The 19,459-nt window shown below is 48.7% G+C and carries 15 protein-coding genes; 7 read left to right on the top strand and 8 right to left on the bottom strand.

The features are described from left to right. Positions 1-92 precede the first annotated feature (92 nt). The 5 genes from hslU to priA all read right to left on the bottom strand — a co-directional run bounded on the left by hslU (position 93) and on the right by priA (position 6,095). Positions 93-1,427, bottom strand: coding sequence for an ATP-dependent protease ATPase subunit HslU (hslU, locus tag A8L45_RS13015; protein ID WP_068902953.1), 1,335 nt, complete (start codon positions 1,425-1,427; stop codon positions 93-95). A 9-nt stretch (positions 1,428-1,436) separates the two neighbouring features. Then, positions 1,437-1,964: an ATP-dependent protease subunit HslV gene (gene hslV / locus A8L45_RS13010; protein ID WP_068902950.1), complete on the bottom strand. Its 528-nt coding sequence runs from the start codon at positions 1,962-1,964 to the stop codon at positions 1,437-1,439. Between the two features lie 122 nt (positions 1,965-2,086). Next, positions 2,087-2,647, bottom strand: a complete 561-nt coding sequence (locus A8L45_RS13005) for an SPOR domain-containing protein (protein WP_068902948.1) — start codon at positions 2,645-2,647, stop codon at positions 2,087-2,089. Between the two features lie 77 nt (positions 2,648-2,724). Further along, positions 2,725-3,777, bottom strand: coding sequence for a DNA-binding transcriptional regulator CytR (cytR, locus tag A8L45_RS13000; RefSeq protein ID WP_281181518.1), 1,053 nt, complete (start codon positions 3,775-3,777; stop codon positions 2,725-2,727). A gap of 119 nt (positions 3,778-3,896) precedes the next feature. Next, the gene (gene priA / locus A8L45_RS12995) at positions 3,897-6,095 is read right to left on the bottom strand and encodes a primosomal protein N' (RefSeq protein ID WP_068902944.1); all 2,199 of its coding nucleotides are present in this window, start codon (positions 6,093-6,095) and stop codon (positions 3,897-3,899) included. 263 nt (positions 6,096-6,358) lie between these two features. On the opposite strand from priA, the gene rpmE reads away from it, so the two are divergent. Further along, positions 6,359-6,571: a 50S ribosomal protein L31 gene (gene rpmE / locus A8L45_RS23845; protein ID WP_083228331.1), complete on the top strand. Its 213-nt coding sequence runs from the start codon at positions 6,359-6,361 to the stop codon at positions 6,569-6,571. 220 nt (positions 6,572-6,791) lie between these two features. Beyond that, positions 6,792-8,036: a malic enzyme-like NAD(P)-binding protein gene (locus tag A8L45_RS12985; RefSeq protein WP_068902938.1), complete on the top strand. Its 1,245-nt coding sequence runs from the start codon at positions 6,792-6,794 to the stop codon at positions 8,034-8,036. Positions 8,037-8,088: 52 nt separating this feature from the next. On the opposite strand, the gene metJ is transcribed toward A8L45_RS12985, so the two are convergent. Beyond that, on the bottom strand, positions 8,089-8,406 hold the full coding sequence (metJ, locus tag A8L45_RS12980; protein ID WP_068902936.1) for a met regulon transcriptional regulator MetJ: 318 nt from the start codon (positions 8,404-8,406) through the stop codon (positions 8,089-8,091). 207 nt (positions 8,407-8,613) lie between these two features. Here metJ and A8L45_RS12975 point away from each other — a divergent pair, with 207 nt between their 5' ends. Beyond that, a complete protein-coding gene (locus A8L45_RS12975; RefSeq protein ID WP_068902933.1) occupies positions 8,614-9,780 on the top strand; it encodes an O-succinylhomoserine (thiol)-lyase in 1,167 nt (388 codons plus the stop codon). Further along, positions 9,777-12,215, top strand: coding sequence for a bifunctional aspartate kinase/homoserine dehydrogenase II (locus A8L45_RS12970; protein ID WP_068902931.1), 2,439 nt, complete (start codon positions 9,777-9,779; stop codon positions 12,213-12,215). The genes A8L45_RS12975 and A8L45_RS12970 overlap by 4 nt, the downstream gene beginning before the upstream one ends. Positions 12,216-12,305: 90 nt before the next feature. Here the strand turns inward: A8L45_RS12970 and A8L45_RS12965 are convergent, their stop codons facing one another. Further along, on the bottom strand, positions 12,306-12,887 hold the full coding sequence (locus A8L45_RS12965; RefSeq protein ID WP_068902929.1) for a PadR family transcriptional regulator: 582 nt from the start codon (positions 12,885-12,887) through the stop codon (positions 12,306-12,308). 372 nt (positions 12,888-13,259) lie between these two features. Then, entirely contained in the window at positions 13,260-15,890 is a 2,631-nt protein-coding gene (ppc, locus tag A8L45_RS12960; protein ID WP_068902927.1) for a phosphoenolpyruvate carboxylase, read from the bottom strand. 485 nt (positions 15,891-16,375) lie between these two features. On the opposite strand from ppc, the gene argC reads away from it, so the two are divergent. The 3 genes from argC to A8L45_RS12945 are packed head-to-tail and all read left to right on the top strand — an operon-like array spanning position 16,376 to position 19,443. Further along, complete coding sequence (argC, locus tag A8L45_RS12955) at positions 16,376-17,383, top strand: N-acetyl-gamma-glutamyl-phosphate reductase (protein WP_068902925.1); 1,008 nt, start codon at positions 16,376-16,378, stop codon at positions 17,381-17,383. An 11-nt stretch (positions 17,384-17,394) separates the two neighbouring features. Then, the gene (argB, locus tag A8L45_RS12950) at positions 17,395-18,177 is read left to right on the top strand and encodes an acetylglutamate kinase (RefSeq protein WP_068902922.1); all 783 of its coding nucleotides are present in this window, start codon (positions 17,395-17,397) and stop codon (positions 18,175-18,177) included. Positions 18,178-18,231: 54 nt separating this feature from the next. Beyond that, positions 18,232-19,443: an argininosuccinate synthase gene (locus tag A8L45_RS12945; protein WP_068902920.1), complete on the top strand. Its 1,212-nt coding sequence runs from the start codon at positions 18,232-18,234 to the stop codon at positions 19,441-19,443. Positions 19,444-19,459 lie beyond the last annotated feature (16 nt).

Genomic DNA, 19,459 nt, shown 5'->3' with positions numbered 1-19,459 from the left:
TATGTCTAGCGTTACTCATCATATAAAATATTGATAGTATTAAAAAAGGCAGCCACAAGGCTGCCTTTATGTATTAACTGAATTCTAATGAATTAAAGAATAAATCTGCTCAGATCTTCGTCTTCGACTAAATCACTGAGATAGTTTCTGACAAACTCTGCATCAATGATGGTTTTCTCTCCGCCTTTTTCACTGGCATCGAAGGAGATGTCATCCATCAAACGCTCCATCACGGTGTGAAGACGGCGAGCACCGATGTTTTCGGTTTTCTCATTGACACGCCATGCTGCATTGGCGATTTCCTCAATACCGTCGTCGGTAAATGACAGATCAACGCTTTCTGTAGCCATTAATGCTGAGTATTGTTCAGTAAGAGAAGCGTTCGGCTCGGTCAGAATACGCTTAAAGTCTGACGAAGTCAGAGCTTCCAGCTCAACACGGATAGGTAAACGACCTTGCAGTTCAGGGATCAAATCAGACGGACGGGCAACCTGGAAAGCGCCGGAGGCAATGAACAGGATGTGGTCTGTTTTCACCATACCGTGTTTCGTTGATACCGTAGAACCCTCTACCAGTGGCAGCAGATCGCGCTGAACACCTTCACGCGATACGTCTGGCCCAGAGCTCTCGCCACGCTTACAGATTTTATCGATTTCATCGATGAAGACGATGCCGTTGTTCTCAACAGAATGAATGGCCTGCTCTTTCAACTCGTCCTGATTAACAAGTTTTGCAGCTTCTTCTTCAGTGGCCGCTTTCAGCGCATCTTTCAGTTTCAGTTTACGCTTTTTGGTTGCACCGCCACCGCCAAGGTTTTGGAACATACCCTGAAGCTGATTAGTCATTTCTTCCATTCCCGGTGGAGCCATGATTTCCATGGTCATCTGCGGTGCAGCAAGATCCATCTCGATTTCTTTATCATCGAGTTTTCCTTCGCGGATTTTCTTACGGAAGCTTTGACGGGTAGAAGAATCTTCCTGAGGTTCTTCAGCCTTTCCCCACGCATCGCGTGCAGGAGGTAAAAGCACATCCAGAATGCGTTCTTCAGCCAGTTCTTCAGCCCGGAAACGCACTTTTTCTGTTGCCTGTTGGTGAGTCATTTTCATCGCGACGTCTGTCAGGTCGCGGATAATTGTCTCAACTTCTTTACCAACATAACCCACTTCAGTGAATTTGGTCGCTTCTACTTTGATGAACGGCGCGTTTGCCAGTTTAGCCAGTCGACGGGCTATTTCTGTTTTACCAACACCCGTTGGACCAATCATCAAGATATTCTTGGGAGTTACCTCAGCACGCAGGTCATCGTTCAGCTGCATTCGGCGCCAGCGGTTACGAAGGGCAATGGCCACGGCACGTTTCGCTTTGTTCTGACCGATGATGTGTTGGTCCAGTTCATGAACAATTTCGCGGGGAGTCATATCAGACATGCGGCTTTCCTATTTTTTCTCTAATTCTTCAACAGTATGGTGCTGATTGGTGAATACGCAGATATCTCCAGCAATAGTCAGTGCTTTTTCTGCAATTTCACGGGCATCCAGTTCAGTGTTTTCCAGCAGCGCAGTAGCCGCTGCCTGAGCGAAATTACCGCCTGAGCCAATGGCAATCAGATCGTTTTCTGGCTGCACAACGTCACCATTACCAGTGATAATCAATGATGCCGTCTCGTCAGCAACCGCCAGCAGGGCTTCAAGACGACGCAGTGCGCGATCGGTACGCCAGTCTTTCGCCATCTCAACTGCAGCCTTGGTTAGGTGTCCCTGATGCATTTCGAGTTTGCTTTCAAATCGCTCGAAAAGGGTAAATGCGTCTGCAGTGCCGCCGGCAAAACCTGCCAGTACTTTGTTGTTATATAGGCGGCGCACTTTTCTGGCGTTGCCTTTCATCACAGTATTGCCCAGTGAAACCTGGCCGTCACCTGCGATAACCACTTTGCCATTGCGGCGTACGGATACAATAGTAGTCACGGAAAACCTCTGTTTTTATTTTCTGGCAGGGCCAGACTTTGGTGTTAGAACATAGGTGGGGATGAGGATAAGTATTTTCAAGGTAGGGCGGGGAGAAGATTTCCCCGCGAAGGCTATTTTATCTATTCCGGCCAAAACCAGATGGCGCAGGGTTCAATACCTGCTTTTCTCAATAAGTTTCTGTCGCGTTCTGCTTTGCGCTTTTGTGGGTAGGGGCCAAGGACTACCCGATACCACATCCCTTTTTTGCCCTGACTCGCTTTTACCTGACTTTCAATACCCTGAAAGGCAATCATGGCTTTACGCTCGCTGGCTTGATTTTCGCTTTTGTATGCGCCGCACTGCATCAGATAAGGGCGGGCGGATAGCTGTTGTTCTTTCGCCTCGACTTCTACCTGCTTATTTTCCAGCTCCTCAATATAGCTCCAAGACTCTTCCGGCTTAGGTGGTAGCGTATTCTCTTTTTTTGGCGCTTTTGGTTTACTCACTGCGGCTGGAGACGGTGCTGGAGGCGTGCTGACAGAGAGGTAATAAAGACCAAAGCCAAACAGCCCGGCCATGGTCAGTGCAATCAAAAAGAGCCACTTGGGAAAGCCGCGTCCTTGAGAGGGAGATGCCTTTTTACTACCTTTCGGTTTTCTGCGCGGTGGGGTGCTGCGCTTTACATAATCTCTGGTGGCCACTTCGTAATCGATTCAGTCTGATACTAGAAGCCTTTATGTTAAAGGGTTGTGCTGGCGGTTGCCAGCACCTGACCGACTTAGCGTGAAGGCGGTGCAACACTCTCACGAATCACCAGTTTCGAATCAAGCAAGTGGGAGCCTGCCTGAATGTCTGTTCCCTTCATTAGTTTCAGCAACATCAGCATGGCCTGACGACCAATGTCATAACGGGGCTGTGAGACTGTTGTCAGTGCTGGATCGCAGTATTCCGCAAACTGGATGTCGTCAAAACCGACGATTGAAATGTCGTGTGGGACGCGGAAGCCTAAGCGTTTTGCCTGTTGCATCGCACCGATAGCCATAACATCACTGTGACAGAAGACAGCGGTTGGCGGTTGCGGCAGCGAGAGTAGTGTCGTCATTGCACGAGCACCGGCGGAGAAGGTGAAATCGCCTTCTACGTTATAAGCAGGGTTGATAGGCACACCGCAGCGTCTAAGAGCTTGTTGGTAGCCTTGCATTCTGAACTGGGTTAATGCAGCGTCCGGACGGCCGGTAATTTGCGCGATTCGCTTGTGGCCAACCTGAGTCAGATAGTTGACGGCTTCAAAGGCAGCAGTGAGGTTATCAATATGGACTGTAGGCAGTTCGAGCTCAGGGGCGTATTCACAGGCCATTACCATTGGGGGCAGATTTTTCTGCTCTGGTTTACTCACGTCAAACGGTAAGTCGGTGCCGAGTAGCAGCATACCGTCTGCCTGCTTGGTGAACACCAAGTTGACGAATGAACTTTCGCGACTTTCCTGTTGGCCGCTGTCACCGAGCAGAACCAGATAGCCATGTTCCATTGCCGCTTCTTCAATACCGCGGATGATCTCTGAGAAGTATGGGTCACAGATATCGGGCACAATTGCCACAATGGTTTTTGATTCGTTACGTCTTAAGTTGCGCGCCAGCGAGTTGGGGCTGTATCCTGCATCCATCACAGCCTGTTCAACTTTCTTTCGGGTCGATGCCGAAACCTTCTCCGGGTTCATCAGCGCTCGAGAGACAGTAGCCGTAGACACGCCGGCCAGCTGGGCAACGTCCTTCATTGTCGCCATAATAAAGTTCCTCTTGTTCCTTTTATTCCCTAAAGGGTCAACAAAAATTGAAAAAATTTAACACTCCAATCACATTGTACTCGTTAGATATGCGATGAAACATGCCCACGGTAACACTAATTACAATCAATTTGTGAACCAGATCGGCTTAAATGAATAAAAATTAATCAGCTCATGTCCTGCGGTTCAACATCAAGGGACCAGCGTACCTTTTTAGCGAGAGGCAACTGTAGCAGTGCTGGCAGTGCTAACGAGAGACGTTGCTGTAACAGGCGGCGGTTGGGGGCCTGAAAGATCAGTTGCCAACGATATTTCCCTGCCCGGCGAGCTAAAGGTGCTGGCGCTGGTCCAAGCACGGCGCATTCTTCACTCTCAAAAGGAGATGCTTCAAATATGGTTCTGGCTTGATGAAGAAACTGCTCAACTGGCTCTGATTCAAATCCCTCTGCCCGCAAAAGGGCAAAATAGCTGAAGGGCGGTAACATAGCTTGTTGTCTTTCATTCAGTGCATTAACAGAAAAATCCTGATATCCCTTCTGAATTAATGCCTGCAAAAGTGCGTGATCAGGGTGGTGGGTCTGAAGTAACACTAGGCCCGGCTTACTCGCCCGTCCTGCACGCCCTGCCACCTGAACAAAAAGCTGAGCCAGACGCTCTGGTGCTCTGAAATCATTGCTGAATAGTGCACTGTCAACATCGACAAGAGCAACTAAGGTGACATTGGGGAAGTGATGACCTTTCGCCAGCATCTGTGTTCCGATAAGGATCTGATATTCATTGTTGTGAATGGCTTGCAGGTATCCCTCAAGTGAGCCTTTTCGCCGAGTATTGTCGCGGTCAATCCTGATGGTTTTATATTCAGGGAATAAGGTTTCCAAATGCTGTTCAAGCTGTTCTGTCCCCACGCCGACACTGATGAGCTGGGTTGAGCCGCACTGTCCGCACTGAAGAGGGACAGGAATCTGCACTGCACAGTGATGGCAGCGCAATTCACGATACTGTTGATAAAGCGTGAAGTAAGCGTCACAACGTTTACACTCAGCCAGCCAACCACACTCATGACACATCATCGCGGGAGAGTATCCCCGACGATTCAGAAATAGCATGACCTGATTGCCCTGTGACAACTGATTGCGCATTTCCGCAATCAGGGGGGCTGACAGGCCAGCCTCAAGGTGCAAACCGCGAATATCCAGCACACCGTGTTTTGCTTTGACAGCATTACCTGCTCGGCGAGCAAGGGTTAGATGATGGTATTTACCTGTTTTGGCATTGTGGAGGGTTTCCAAAGATGGCGTTGCTGATCCCAGTACAATAGGAATGTTCTCTTCCCGGGCTCTGAATACAGCAAGATCGCGGGCATGATAACGGAAACTGTCCTGTTGTTTGTAAGAACTGTCATGCTCCTCATCAATGATGATAATGCCAGTGTGATGACTGGGAGAGAACAAGGCTGAGCGAGTACCGATAATAATCGCTGCACGGTTATCTCTGGCATCCAGCCAGGCATTGAGGCGTTCTGTCTCGTTGAGTCCTGAGTGCATCACTGCGACTGGAACAGAAAAACGACGTTTGAAGCGGTTAATTGTTTGCGGTGTCAGCCCTATCTCAGGCACTAGAATAAGTGCTTGCTGACCCCGTTTGAGAACCGGTTCGATCAGATTAAGGTAAACTTCTGTTTTTCCCGAGCCAGTAACACCTTCGAGTAAATAACTGGCGAAGTCCTGATTGGCATTGATGGTCGCCACGGCCATGGCCTGCTCATGATTGAGCGTCGGTTTTTCTTCCGTGATCTGGAAACTGTCCTGCCATGGCGAAGGGGCAGGTGCTGCGCAACGTTCAATATAGCCTTTATCGTCAACGGCTTTTATTACCGGGTTGCTGATATCTAATGTCTGAATATCAGACTGGCTCATGCTTCCTTTTTTCAGTGCGCTGATCAGACGTTCTTGCTTCGGAGCTCTACTCAGCGTACCGGACGGCATATCCATACCATTGCGGGTGAGTCGCCAGTGGTCTTCATCATTATGACTGGCCGCTTTTCCTTTGCGCAGTGCACCGGGCATAATGGTTGCCAGTGCCTCGCCGAGAGGGTACTGGTAGTAGCGGCTTGCCCATTCGAGAATACGATAGAGGGTCTGTGGCCAAAGAGGTTGATGATCAATAACTTCCTGGATCTGTTTGAGCTGTTCAACTGAAAACTCAGAGCAGTCAGTCAGCTCAATCACTATTCCTATTTTACTCTGGCGACCGAATGGTACCTTTACCCTGCCGCCCACAGCGGGAGGCTGCTCTGGCTTGATCAGATAGTCGAAGGTTTTGTGTAGAGGCACCGGGAGCGCAACACGGGCAATAGTGGGAGTCATGACTGGGAAGGGGTCTCTGGGAAATAGTAGATTGTATGGATATAGTGTAACCCCGTGAGCAGATGCCGCAAAGTCTGTCTTGTCAAAGCTTGCTCTGGATTATAGAGATATGATTTCGAAAGAAAGCAACGTCGATTGAACAAAAAAGTTGCTATATCGGTCGCGCTTGATTAGAATCCGCGCCTTACAATTTGTTGTTAACGACGTGTGGTGCCCGGCTTAGGATCGGGAGAGCGACACGGCCTTTATTTGAGGTAATCCCTATGAAAGCTGGTATCCATCCAAACTATGAAGAAGTATCTGCAAAATGTTCTTGCGGAAATACTTTCGTATTCAAAACAACTCTAGGTAAAGACATCAACCTGGATGTTTGTGACAAATGCCACCCATTCTACACTGGTAAGCAACGTATCGTTGATACCGGTGGCCGCGTTGACCGCTTCAAGAAGCGTTTCGGCGTACTGGGCGCGAAATAAGCTTTCCCAAAAGCAAAGAAAAAGGTGCCGATTGGCACCTTTTTTTTCACCTTTCAGACACCCCCGCATACCAGCCTGTCCTCCTATGGCACAATGTCTTTTACTAGGCTAACATCGTCTTTTGGCGCATATATCTCTCCCTTGCGCTTACCATGACGTTTTTCGCTTGCTAGCCTTAAAACAGGTAAGCTTTAAAGACTAAAAGTAGGATTAAAATAAAATGTCTGAAGATAGACGCCAGATGGCACTGGATTACCACTCTAATCCGGTACCAGGCAAAATCTCTGTAGAACTTACAAAACCAGCCAATACCGTAGAAGATCTTGCTCTGGCATATAGCCCGGGTGTTGCTGAGCCGGTCAGAGAAATCGCTCAAGATGCTGATAACGTTTATAAATACACAGCAAAGGGCAACATGGTTGCTGTGATTTCAAATGGCACAGCAATTCTTGGGTTGGGAAACTTGGGGCCCTTGGCTTCGAAACCTGTGATGGAAGGTAAGGCGCTGCTGTTTAAGCGGTTTGCCAATCTTGATTCGATAGACATCGAAGTCAAGCACCGAACAATTGACGAGTTTGTTGACACAGTCGCCAACATTGCCGACACATTCGGCGGTATCAATTTAGAAGATATTAAGGCGCCTGACTGCTTCGAGATAGAGAAGCAATTGATTGAACGTTGTAATGTCCCTGTTTTTCATGATGATCAGCATGGAACAGCGATTGTCACTGCGGCTGGTATGCTGAATGCACTTGAACTGCAAGGCAAAGATATCAGCGACGCGGTGATAGTCTGTCTTGGGGCGGGTGCTGCAGCGGTGGCCTGTATGGAGCTGCTGATAAAATGTGGTGCACAGCGTGAAAAAATTTACATGTTGGATCGCAAGGGCGTCATTCACACCCGCCGCGACGACATCAACCAGTACAAACAGCAGTTCGCGAATAACACAGACAAACGTTCGCTTGAAGATGTGATTGAAGGTGCTGATATCTTTATTGGTGTGTCTGGCCCAGATCTTCTCTCGCCGGAGGCACTGAAGTTGATGGCAGAAAAGCCAGTTGTTTTTGCCTGTTCAAACCCTGATCCGGAAATTAAGCCTGAGTTGGCGCATCAGGTTCGTGATGACCTTATTATGGGAACAGGCCGCTCTGATTATCCGAATCAGGTAAACAATGTGCTTTGTTTCCCGTTTATCTTCCGCGGAGCGTTGGATGTACGAGCCAGTCAGATCAACGATGAGATGAAATTGGCAGCCGTGAATGCCATCCGTTCTCTTGCGAAAGAACCCGTGCCTGAAGAGGTGCTCAAAGCATCGGGTTCCAAGGCGTTAAGCTTCGGGCCTGATTACATTATTCCCAAGCCAATGGATGGCCGCTTACTACCCCGTGTGGCAAAAGCGGTGGCTCAGGCTGCGGTTGACTCTGGCGTTGCCCGCATTGAGATGCCAGATAATTATATGGCGTAATAGCGAGCACTTCGTTAGCGATAAAAAAACCAGCCCTAGGCTGGTTTTTTTATCAATATTCTTCTTCGTCAAACTCAATACCGCGTTCTTTCATGATCCGTTTCACTTCGGCCGGTACGCTGTCTGATTTATCTTTGCGAATATCGTCGTCTGTTGGCAGGGGCTGTCCAGTGTAGGCATGTAGGAATGCTTCACAGAGCAACTCACTGTTTGTTGCATGACGAAGATTGTTAACCTGACGGCGAGTACGCTCATCCGTTAAAATCTTCAGTACCTTGAGTGGTATAGAGACGGTAATTTTTTTTACCTGTTCTTTCTTTTTACCATGCTCAGCATAAGGGTTAATATACTCACCATTCCAGTCTGCCATTAATCACCTTCTCAGCGGTTATTTGCATTGTTTATTATGTCTGCCCCGGTTACCCATGGCCAGGTTAGATGATGTTAAATTTTAGCCAGATTAACTGCCATAAGTAAAGACATTTAGACGTCTAGAAGTATTGACGTCTTGTTATGTGATCGGTAAGGTGAAGAGCTAAGCTTGTATAGATTTTTATGGCACAGGGAAGGATTCAAGATGAGCAACAGCAAACGCGATACAATTGCAGTGAGAACCGGTATCGCGACAGATACACAACATCAGGCCGTAGTGCCGCCGTTATATCTCTCGACCAATTTTACTTTTCCTGAATTTGGCGCTGTTCCAAAATATGACTATGCCCGGGGAGGCAACCCAACCCGATCTCATCTTGAAACGGCTCTAACCGAGCTGGAGGGCGGTGCAGGGGCGGTGGTCACAAGCTGTGGCATGTCAGCCATTAACCTTCTGGTATCTCTTCTGGACAGCGATGACCTGATTATCGCTCCCCATGATTGCTACGGCGGTACCTATCGTTTATTTGATTCCCGCTCTAAGAAAGGTGCCTTCTCTGTAGAGTTTGTTGATCAGTCTGACAATGAAGCGTTGCAGAAAGCCTTGGCACGTAAGCCGAAGCTGGTCATGGTCGAAACACCGTCAAACCCATTACTACGTGTGGTAGATATTGCCGCCATTTGCGAGCAGGCACACAAAGTTGGTGCTTGGGTTGCTGTCGACAATACTTTCCTTTCACCTGTGCTTCAGCAACCGCTCACTTTGGGCGCGGATTTTGTTATCCATTCCACGACGAAATATATCAACGGCCACTCTGATTCGGTCGGCGGAGCCGTGGTGGCGAAAGATCCTGAATTGGCAGAAAGCCTTGCCTGGTGGGGTAACTGTATCGGCGCGACAGGCAATGCCTTTGACAGCTTCATGACATTACGCGGACTGAGAACGTTGGGTGCCCGAATGCGTCAGCATGAGCGCGGTGCTGAAGAAATTCTTGCTTATTTGGCAAAAGAGTCTGCTGTTCGTAAGATTTATCACCCATCTCTGAAGGAACATCCCGGCCATGAGATAGCGGTGAAACAACAGTCAGGCTTCGGCGGTATGCTGAGCTTTGAACTGGATGCCGATCTCGAAGGCCTAAAAGTATTCCTTGGTGCATTGAAGCTATTTTCACTTGCCGAGTCGCTTGGCGGCGTTGAGAGCCTTGTCACCCACCCGGGCTCAATGACTCACAGAGCAATGAGTGATGAGGCACAGGCTGAAGCTGGACTGGCACCAACCCTGTTACGTCTTTCTGTGGGACTGGAAGACCCGCAGGACTTGATCGCTGATTTACAGCATGCATTCAGAACCTTAGGAGATAATCGGTCATGACCCTGTCTGACAGCACTGACTCACAAGGACGCGTGAGGCAACTTCACAAATTCGGCGGCAGTAGCCTTGCTGATCCCGACTGTTTTCGTCGTGTAGCGGAGATCCTTCAGCAATACAGCAGTAATGATGATCTTATTGTGGTGTCGGCAGCGGGCAAAACCACTAACCGCCTGATTGAGTGGCTGGCACTGCTCGACAAAGACGGTCGAATGGCTCATGAAGCGCTGCAGTCACTGAGGAAATTTCAACAGGATTTGATCGAGAACCTGATTGAGGGTGACGACAAACAAGTGCTGGTGGACGAGCTTTACAGCGACTTCAGCTTGCTTGCAAAAGCAGGTGAAGAGCAGATGTCTGGCAGCCAGAGAGCGTGGGCTCAGGGTTTTGGTGAAGTTTGGTCCACCCGGGTGCTCGCTGCTTTGTTGAACCAACTTGGACTTGCTGCAGTTCATCTCGATTCCCGTACCTTTTTGCGTGCGGAGCGTTCTGCACAGCCTGAAGTTGACCGGGCACGCTCGTGGCCGCTGCTCAATGAGCAGCTCGTACAGCGGCAGGGCATGCGTGTTGTGATCACAGGATTCATGGCTCAAGGTACGGCTGGAGACACAGTCCTGCTGGGTCGAAATGGTTCTGACTATTCTGCAACTGTGATTGGTGCATTAGCGGATGTATCCCGGGTAACTATCTGGAGTGATGTTGCCGGTGTTTACAGTGCCGATCCCAGATTGGTAGAGGATGCGTGTCTGCTATCTTTGTTACGTCTTGATGAAGCGGCGGAGCTGGCAAGGCTTGCTGCTCCAGTGCTTCACAGCCGTACCCTTCAGCCCGTCTCACAGAGTGCTATAGACCTTACACTGAGATGCAGCCATCAGCCAGATTCGGGTTCAACACGCATAGAGCGTGTTTTGGCTTCCGGTCGTGGCGCTAAAATTATCACGTCACTGGACAGTGTCTGTTTGGTGCAACTTGATGTGCATCCCTCACATGATTTCCGCCATGTCAAAGAGCAGCTTGATGTTCTGTTGAGCAAAATTAATTTGACAGCTCTCGCTCAGTCTTCGAGCGATGATCAGCATAGAATCCAGCTTGCCTTCACCTCTGAGGTCGTGAATGACGTTTATGACCTGCTTAGAGATAGTGCCATTGACGCTGACATTAGCGTTCGAGAAGGCTACTGCATGGTTGCGGCGGTTGGAGCTGGTGTGACATCTAATCCAATTCACTGTCATGGCTTTTATCAGCAACTGAAAGGCCAGCCTATTGAGTTTATCGCTGAATCTCTGGCTGGTGTCAGCATTGCAGCTATTATGCGCAAGGTGGACACATCAGCACTAGTGAGTGTGATTCACCAAGCACTGTTCCATGCCCAGAGAAAAATAGGTCTGGTGTTGTTAGGTAAAGGCAATATCGGAAGCCGATGGTTAGAGCTTTACACCGAACAAAAAATTGCGCTTGAGCGACGTCATGGGATGAGTTTCACGCTGATTGCTGTTCAAGATAGCCAGCGACAGTGGCTTGATCCCGAGGGAATCGATCCGGCAACGGCCTCGGAGCTGTTCGATTCTCATGCTGTTGAGTACAAAAAAGGGCAGTGGCTGGATAGATTACTTAATCATCCCTACGACGATGTCATCGTATTGGATGTGACGGCGAATGCAGGGTTATCTCATGTCTATCCAGTGCTGGCTGAGCATGGCTTTCACCTGATCTCTGCTAATAAGTATGCAGGCTCAGCTGCTTCTGAAGATTACTACCGGGTACAGGATGCATTTGCCAAAACAGGGCGTCGCTGGCTTTATAACGCCACTGTCGGTGCAGGGCTGCCAGTAAATTACGCCATCCGGGATTTACAGGAAAGCGGAGACGATGTTCTCTCACTATCAGGTATTTTCTCTGGCACACTATCCTGGCTATTCCAGCAATATAAGCCCGGACAGAGTTTTTCTGCACTGCTCGAACAGGCATGGTTGCAGGGACTGACTGAGCCGGAGCCGCGAGAGGATCTCAGCGGTGCGGATGTCATGCGAAAATTGGTGATCCTCACCCGTGAAGCTGGCCTTGCTATTGAGCCGCAAGATGTGCAGGTGCAGTCTCTGGTGCCAGAACAGCTGTCAGGTCTCGAGCTGGAAAACTTTTTTGAGCAATCGCAGGTCATTGATGAATATTTGGCTCCCTGGCTTAAAAAAGCTGAAAAAGAGCAGGGTGTTCTGAGATATGTCGCCCGTCTGGGGAAAGATGGAAAAGCAAGGGTGGGTCTTGAAGTTCTGCAGGATGATGATCCCCTCGCTAACCTTCTGCCTTGTGACAATATTTTTGCCATTGAGAGCAAGTGGTATCGGGAAAATCCTTTGGTGATAAGGGGCCCGGGTGCAGGGCGGGATGTGACTGCAGGTGCTCTGTTGTCAGACATTAACCGCCTGACCAGCATGCTTTAACCTTGTAAAAAAGAATAACCGCCGTTAGTGGCGGTTATTTTTTAGTGCTTTCCATAGAAGCTTCAAGCCTCGTTAATATGATTCAGTTGCTCAACCATGGTTGACGACGAACATATTACTTGAGGTTTCTTGCTTTTTCATTTGATGAAGCTCCTCGAGCACTTCCTGAGCCCAGCTCAACCATGCTTCACGGTTATATATACCTCTGCGCAGTGTCAGACGTTCAAGCCTGGCTTCGCGAGATAAAAGGGCTGGATTTGCATATCGTGTGTTTTCGATTTCTCTGAGCTGTGCCAGAGAGCCTCGAGTATCATCAACCATTTCATTCAGGTGTTCTATCATTGGTTTAGTATCGAACACCGCGCATGAGAGTAGTTTTGCTGATAGCTCATCACGATATGTAGTCTGTTTGGTCGGTTGCTGAAACCATTGGTACAGCGCAGCTTTGCCAGACGCCGTAATAGAATATACTTTCCTATCCGGTTTTCCGTCTTGGGGCTCAAGCTGACAGCTCACTGCTCCTTGTTCAGATAACTTACCAAGTTCACGATATACCTGCTGATGGCTTGCTTTCCAGAAAAAACCCACAGAGCGGGTGAATTCCTTAGTGATATCGTATCCTGTTGCGTCTCGGTGACTCAGCACCGTTAAAATTACGTGTGGTAGTGACATCTTTTATCTTTCCAAAATAAAATTTGCCTGCGCTTACTACTGTTATTGCTCTATGGCAATTTGTATTTCCGAATGTAAACACAAAGCGGAACCGATCAGTTCATCGGATTGTGCATCAGTAGAGCAAGTCCCTTTTCTCAGGTTGCACTTATTTCTGCGCGGTTACTCCGATTTACCGACCACAATTGAAATAGGTATTTGGCATGCAGAGACCAGCGATGCATAGCCCTTTTTGCCAAATACCGACAGGGTTGACTGTCTTATCAACAATATTAATAACACTATCAGTTGACTGACAGCACCCCTAATATGTCAATCATGTTTGGAATATATAAAATGAGTCACTTTTCTCAATTATGAATCAACCTCTCATTACCCTGTGTTCCTTAGACCGGCAGCAATGCCTGCTATGGTTACCATCAGAGTGTTATCAAGCTCTGGTGTAGGATTTTCCTCAGCTCGCGTTCGACTCAGTAATTCGGCCTGAAGCATACTCAGAGGTTCGACATAGATATTTCTCAGCCTGATGGCTTCTGCACCCCAAGGATCTTGTTCCATGAGATGATCACTGTTCTCAACCATAAGAACGGCTCTAATATCATTATTCAACCGGCTTCTTAATGTTTCGCCCAGAGACCATAAAGATGAAGGAACCAGTTTCTCATCATAATACTTGGAGGTGGATAAACTGGTTTTGGTATAAACCATTTCAAGCATACCAAGGCGCGTAGAAAAGAAAGGCCACTCACGGCACATTTCTTCTAACTCAGCCAAATGACCTTGATCAATGACATGTTGAATTGCCTGACCAGCGCCAAGCCATGCAGGAAGAAGCAATCGGTTCTGGCTCCACGCGAAGATCCATGGGATCGCACGCAGGCTCTCAACGCCACCTTTCGGATTTCGTTTAGAAGGACGTGAACCCAAAGGTAGCTTACCAAGTTCGAGTTCAGGTGTAGCAGCACGGAAGTAAGGTACAAAGTCCTTGTGTCCACGTACGATGCTGCGATAGGCGTCGCACGAGATATCACTCAGCGCATCCATTCGTTCACGCCAGTGCTGCTTGGGCTCAGGAGGCGGTAACAGGTTAGCTTCAAGAATAGCGCTGGTGTACATGTTCAGGCTGTTAACGGCAACTTCTGGCAGACCGAGCTTAAAGCGGATCATCTCCCCCTGCTCAGTTACCCTCAGGCCACCTTTAAGGCTTTTAGGTGGCTGTGACAGCAGAGCGGCGTGTGCGGGTGCACCACCACGGCCGATGGTGCCGCCCCGGCCATGGAAAAGCACCAGATCGACACCGGATTCCTCACAGACGCTGACCAGCGCTTCCATGGCTTTATATTGTGCCCAACCTGCTGACATGACGCCTGCATCTTTCGCAGAATCGGAATAGCCAATCATGACCATCTGGAAATTCTGAATAAAGCCACGGTACCAGTCGATATTCAGTAATTGCTTGATCACTGACTCTGCGTTATTGAGATCATCCAGCGTTTCAAATAAGGGACAGACATCCATTCTGAACTGACACCCTGCTTCTTTAAGCAGCAGGTGGACAGCCAACACATCGGAAGCAGTGCGGGCCATAGAGATAACATATGAACCTAACGCTTCTCTTGGTTGCTCTGCAATTGTCCGACAGGTGTTAAGGACTTCCTGCACCTCATCACTTGGAGTCCATTTCAGTGGTAATAGCGGGCGCTGAGAGCTGAGTTCACGGATCAGAAATGCCTGTTTGTCCTGCTCGCTCCACTGGCTGTAATCTCCCATCCCAAGGTAGCGAGTGACCTCTGCCAATGCATTGGCATGACGTGTGCTCTCCTGACGGATGTCCAGTTTGATCAGGTTAATACCAAAGCACTGAACGCGGCGGAGCGTGTCGAGCAGGCAGCCGTCAGCAATGATGCCCATACCACATTCATGGAGAGATTGGTAAATCGCATGAAGAGGTTGCCACAGCTGATCGGTTTCTGTCAGAACTGGAACAGACGGAGCGGGCTGATCATTTAACTGTGCATGGAGCACATCAAGCGTATTTGAGAGTAAGGTGCGCAGCTCTCTGAGAATATGGCGATAGGGTTCATGCGCACCATCAGCGAGCGCGTTTACTTCATCATTTGCCTTGACCATAGACAGCTCATTATTCAGAGCCTGAATGTCCTGCAGGAAAAGGTCAGCAGCTTTCCAGCGTGCCAGCAACAGGACTTCGCGGGTAATTGCATGAGTAACGAAAGGGTTACCGTCTCTGTCGCCACCCATCCATGATGAAATTTGAACCGGAGCAGCATCAATAGGCAGCTTATATCCCCGGTTCTGTTCGAGCTTCTGGTCGAACTGGCGGATAAAATCGGGCACAGCTTGCCACAAACTGTTTTCTATTACTGCATAGCCCCAGCGTGCTTCATCTACCGGGGTAGGGCGCTGTTGGCGGATCTCGTCAGAGTGCCAAGACTGAGCAATAAGCTGCTCAAGCCTCAATTCTGTGCTGGCTCGCTCTTGGGAGGAGATATCACTCAACTCCAACTGAGAAAGGCATTTATTGATTTGTACCAGCTTGTGTATGGTTGTGCGACGAGCTACTTCTGTTGGGTGCGCGGTTAACACCAACTCAATTTTTAAATCTTCCACTGCTTTATCTGTGTCTGTCTCTGAGACATCAGACTGTTGCAGACGCTCAAACAGAGCATCAATGCTATCGGGGTTGCATACCTGCTTGTCACAGTGGCGCGATGTTGTGTGAAATTGTTCAGCAATATTCGTCAGATTAAGGAACTGACTGAAAGCACGGGCAACCGGTAGCAGTTGGTCATTGGGGAGTTGTTGTAAAACATCGATGAGCTTATCCCTGTCATCATCATTGCCTGCTGCCGCCGACTTCGAAAGTTGTCGAATTTCTTCAACTTTATCGAGCAGCTCCTCGCCATGGGCAGCTTTAATTGTGTTTCCGAGCAAGTGACCCAGGGTACTGACGTTACTTCTCAATGCATTGTACTTGTCATTCATAAGGCATCCATTTCGTAACTAAGTTACATGACTTGTTGCAATCCAGGTAAATCAATCTAGCTAAAATTGCTACAAAAGGTCAATCATTGTCGTTACTTGTCCCCATTTTCCTACTTTGATCTAAAAATTTAGTGATACAGCGAAGAAATGAAAAAAAATTACATTGCACTGGTTTTCAAAATACAGAAAGGTTAATCCTCTGAACTGAAGCTCTAAAGAAATGCATGAAAACCCACTCTTTATTCTTGTAATAAGTTGACTTTAATCGCCCAAGTTGACAGAATGTATATTAATTCATAATTAATGAATAAATAGTGAAGCTGAGAGAGCCGACGGAATGATAACTTACTACCAGCAACGAGCCACTTCTTTGCGACGATGCCGATAACAAATCGGTGTCAGGTTACCCTGCCCCCTCTGCAGCTGAGCGAGCTGTCATGTCTTTATAAAACTGTTCAACAACAACGCAATTAAACGGACTTTACATGCTTAAAACAGTGATCATCGGTGCCAGTGGTTATACAGGCGCAGAACTGACCAGAATGGTGGCAGACCACCAGGGGCTAGAACTCAGTGGACTGTATGTGTCAGCAAACAGTGTTGATGCAGGAAAGCCAATCAGCGAACTACACGGTTGGCTTCGTGGTCAGGTTGATATGCCTCTTCAACCTTTGACAGATGTCAGCGACGTAGCATCGGATGCAGACATTGTGCTCCTCGCCACTGCACATGAGGTCAGCCATGACATTGCACCAGCTTTTCTCGACGCAGGATGCGTAGTCTTCGATTTATCCGGCGCGTTTCGGGTCAAAGCAGAGGGTTTCTATCCTGATTATTACGGCTTTGAGCACCAATACTCTGAGTGGCTCGATAAAGCCGTGTATGGACTGGCAGAATGGAACGCGCCCCAAATCAGTCAGGCTCAGTTAGTCGCGGTTCCCGGTTGTTATCCTACTGCCTCACAACTTGCCTTAAAGCCTTTACTGGATGCCAATTTACTCGATACTGAGCAATGGCCTGTCATCAACGCGGTCAGCGGTGTATCGGGTGCAGGTAGAAAGGCATCAATGACGAACAGCTTTTGTGAAGTCAGTCTTCACGCCTACGGGATATTCAGCCACAGACACCAACCAGAAATCAGTGCTCACCTTGGTCAAGACGTCATTTTCACTCCCCATCTTGGCAACTTTAAGCGTGGCATTCTCGCCACCATTACTGCACGGCTGGCTGACGGTGTCGATGAAAAACAGGTGACTGACAAGATGGAAACAGCTTATCAGCAAACCCCACTTGTCCGTGCTCTGGGCGCAGGGAAAAGTGCAATGCTGCAATCTGTGCAGCAAACAGGCTTCTGTGACATCGGCTGGTCGGTACGCGGCCAGCATGTGATCCTGACATCCGCCATCGACAACCTGCTTAAAGGAGCAGCCAGTCAGGCGATTCAGTGCATAAACATTCGTTTCGGCTTTTCGCCGTTAACCGCCATCGTTTAGGAGGCTGAAAAATGAGTTTACGTCCATTAGTGATCAAGCTTGGAGGTGCCGCACTCTCCTGTACTGAAACTCTGGAGCAACTGTTTTCAGCGGTGAAAAGTTATCAGCAAAGTCATACTGATCGCGCCTTGGTCGTCGTGCATGGCGGCGGGTATCTGGTCGACGACCTCATGACGGCACTGGATATTAAAGTCAGTAAAAAAGACGGACTCAGGGTCACACCAAAAGACCAGATTAATTACGTTGCAGGCGCACTTGCTGGGACAGCAAACAAATTATTGCAGGGACAGGCCGTAAAAATTGGTATTTCAACTGTCGGTATGAGCCTCGCTGATGGCGGGCTTTGTTCTCTGACTGAAATCGACCCTGAACTGGGTTGTGTCGCAAAGGCGTCGCCGGGGGATTCATCGTTGTTACAAGCGATACTGGCGACAGGTTGTCTACCGGTAATCAGTTCAATCGGTCTGAATAAAGACGGTGAACTGATGAACGTAAATGCCGACCAAGCGGCTGTGGCTATTGCTGCTGCTCTGGACGCAGAGTTGGTGTTGCTGTCTGACGTCAGCGGAGTACTTGATGGTAAGGGAAAACTCCTTCCTTCCCTTAACCAGTCTCAGGCTGATGAGCTGATTCACCATGGCGTGGTCACAGATGGCATGTTAGTGAAAGTGGCAGCGGCGTTTGAGGCAGCAAGTGCTCTTGGCAGGCCAATAGAAATTGCCAGCTGGCGTTACCCGGATAAGCTCGCCGATCTCTTCGGTGGTAACAGTATCGGAACCCGTTTCAATATTTAACCTAATTTTTTACCGCCCGGTCAGACCGTCGTGCGGATACATGGAGAAGTAAGAATGAGTAAGATTAATAAAGTGGTACTTGCGTACTCGGGCGGTCTTGATACCTCGGCGATCATTCCATGGCTAAAGGAAAACTACGACTGTGAAGTTGTTGCTTTTGTCGCTGATGTTGGTCAGGGCGAAGATGAGCTGGAAGGCATCGAAGAAAAAGCATTAGCATCCGGCGCGTCTCAGTGTTTCATTGCCGATCTGAAAGATGAAATGGTGTCTGATTATATCTACCCAAGTCTGAAGACAGGTGCGGTGTATGAGGGCAAGTACCTGTTAGGTACGTCAATGGCCAGACCTATCATTGCCAAGGCGCAGGTAGAGTGTGCACTTGAAGTGGGCGCAGATGCGTTATGCCATGGTTGTACAGGTAAGGGTAACGACCAAGTGCGTTTTGAAAGTGCTTTTGCAGCACTTGCGCCTCAGCTTAAGGTTATTGCACCTTGGCGTGAGTGGGATTTGCGTAGCCGTGAGGCTCTGCTGGATTATCTGGCAGAGAGAAACATTGCGACCACCGCCTCTTTGGAAAAAATTTACAGCCGCGACGCAAATGCATGGCATATTTCTACCGAAGGAGGAGTACTTGAGGATACCTGGAATACACCTAACGAGCATTGCTGGGTATGGACAGTCGATCCTGAGCAGGCTCCTGACGAATCTGAAACTGTAAATGTAACCGTTGAAAAGGGCGAGGTTGTCGCAGTAAACGGTGAAGCAATGACGCCATATCAGGCCCTGATTTACCTGAATGAAAAGGGAGCGCGTCACGGTGTTGGACGCATAGACATTGTCGAAAACCGTCTGGTAGGTATGAAGTCTCGTGGCTGCTATGAAACTCCGGGTGGTACCATCATGATGGAAGCATTGCGTGCGGTTGAGCAACTGGTGCTGGACAAAGACTCATACGAGTTTCGTGAAGAGCTTGGGTTGAAGGCATCTCACCTGATTTATGATGGCCGCTGGTTCACCCCTCTATGTCAGTCTATCCTCTCGGCAGCGGACTCTCTGGCACAAAGTGTCAGTGGTGAGGTGGTAGTGAAGCTGTACAAAGGTCAGGCGACAGTGACGCAGAAGCGTTCATTGAACAGCCTTTACTCAGAGGAATTTGCTACCTTTGGCGAAGACGAGGTTTACGACCAAAGCCATGCAGGCGGCTTCATCCGTCTCTATTCACTGTCCAGCCGTATCAGAGCAATGAACACCCAAAAACAAAAATAAATCATAATTAAGAGCA

The sequence above is a fragment of the Veronia pacifica genome (assembly GCF_001707825.1).
Lineage (GTDB): Bacteria > Pseudomonadota > Gammaproteobacteria > Enterobacterales > Vibrionaceae > Veronia > Veronia pacifica.
Note: the sequence above shows the minus strand (reverse complement) of the source record. Positions and strands in the feature narration are given on the sequence as shown.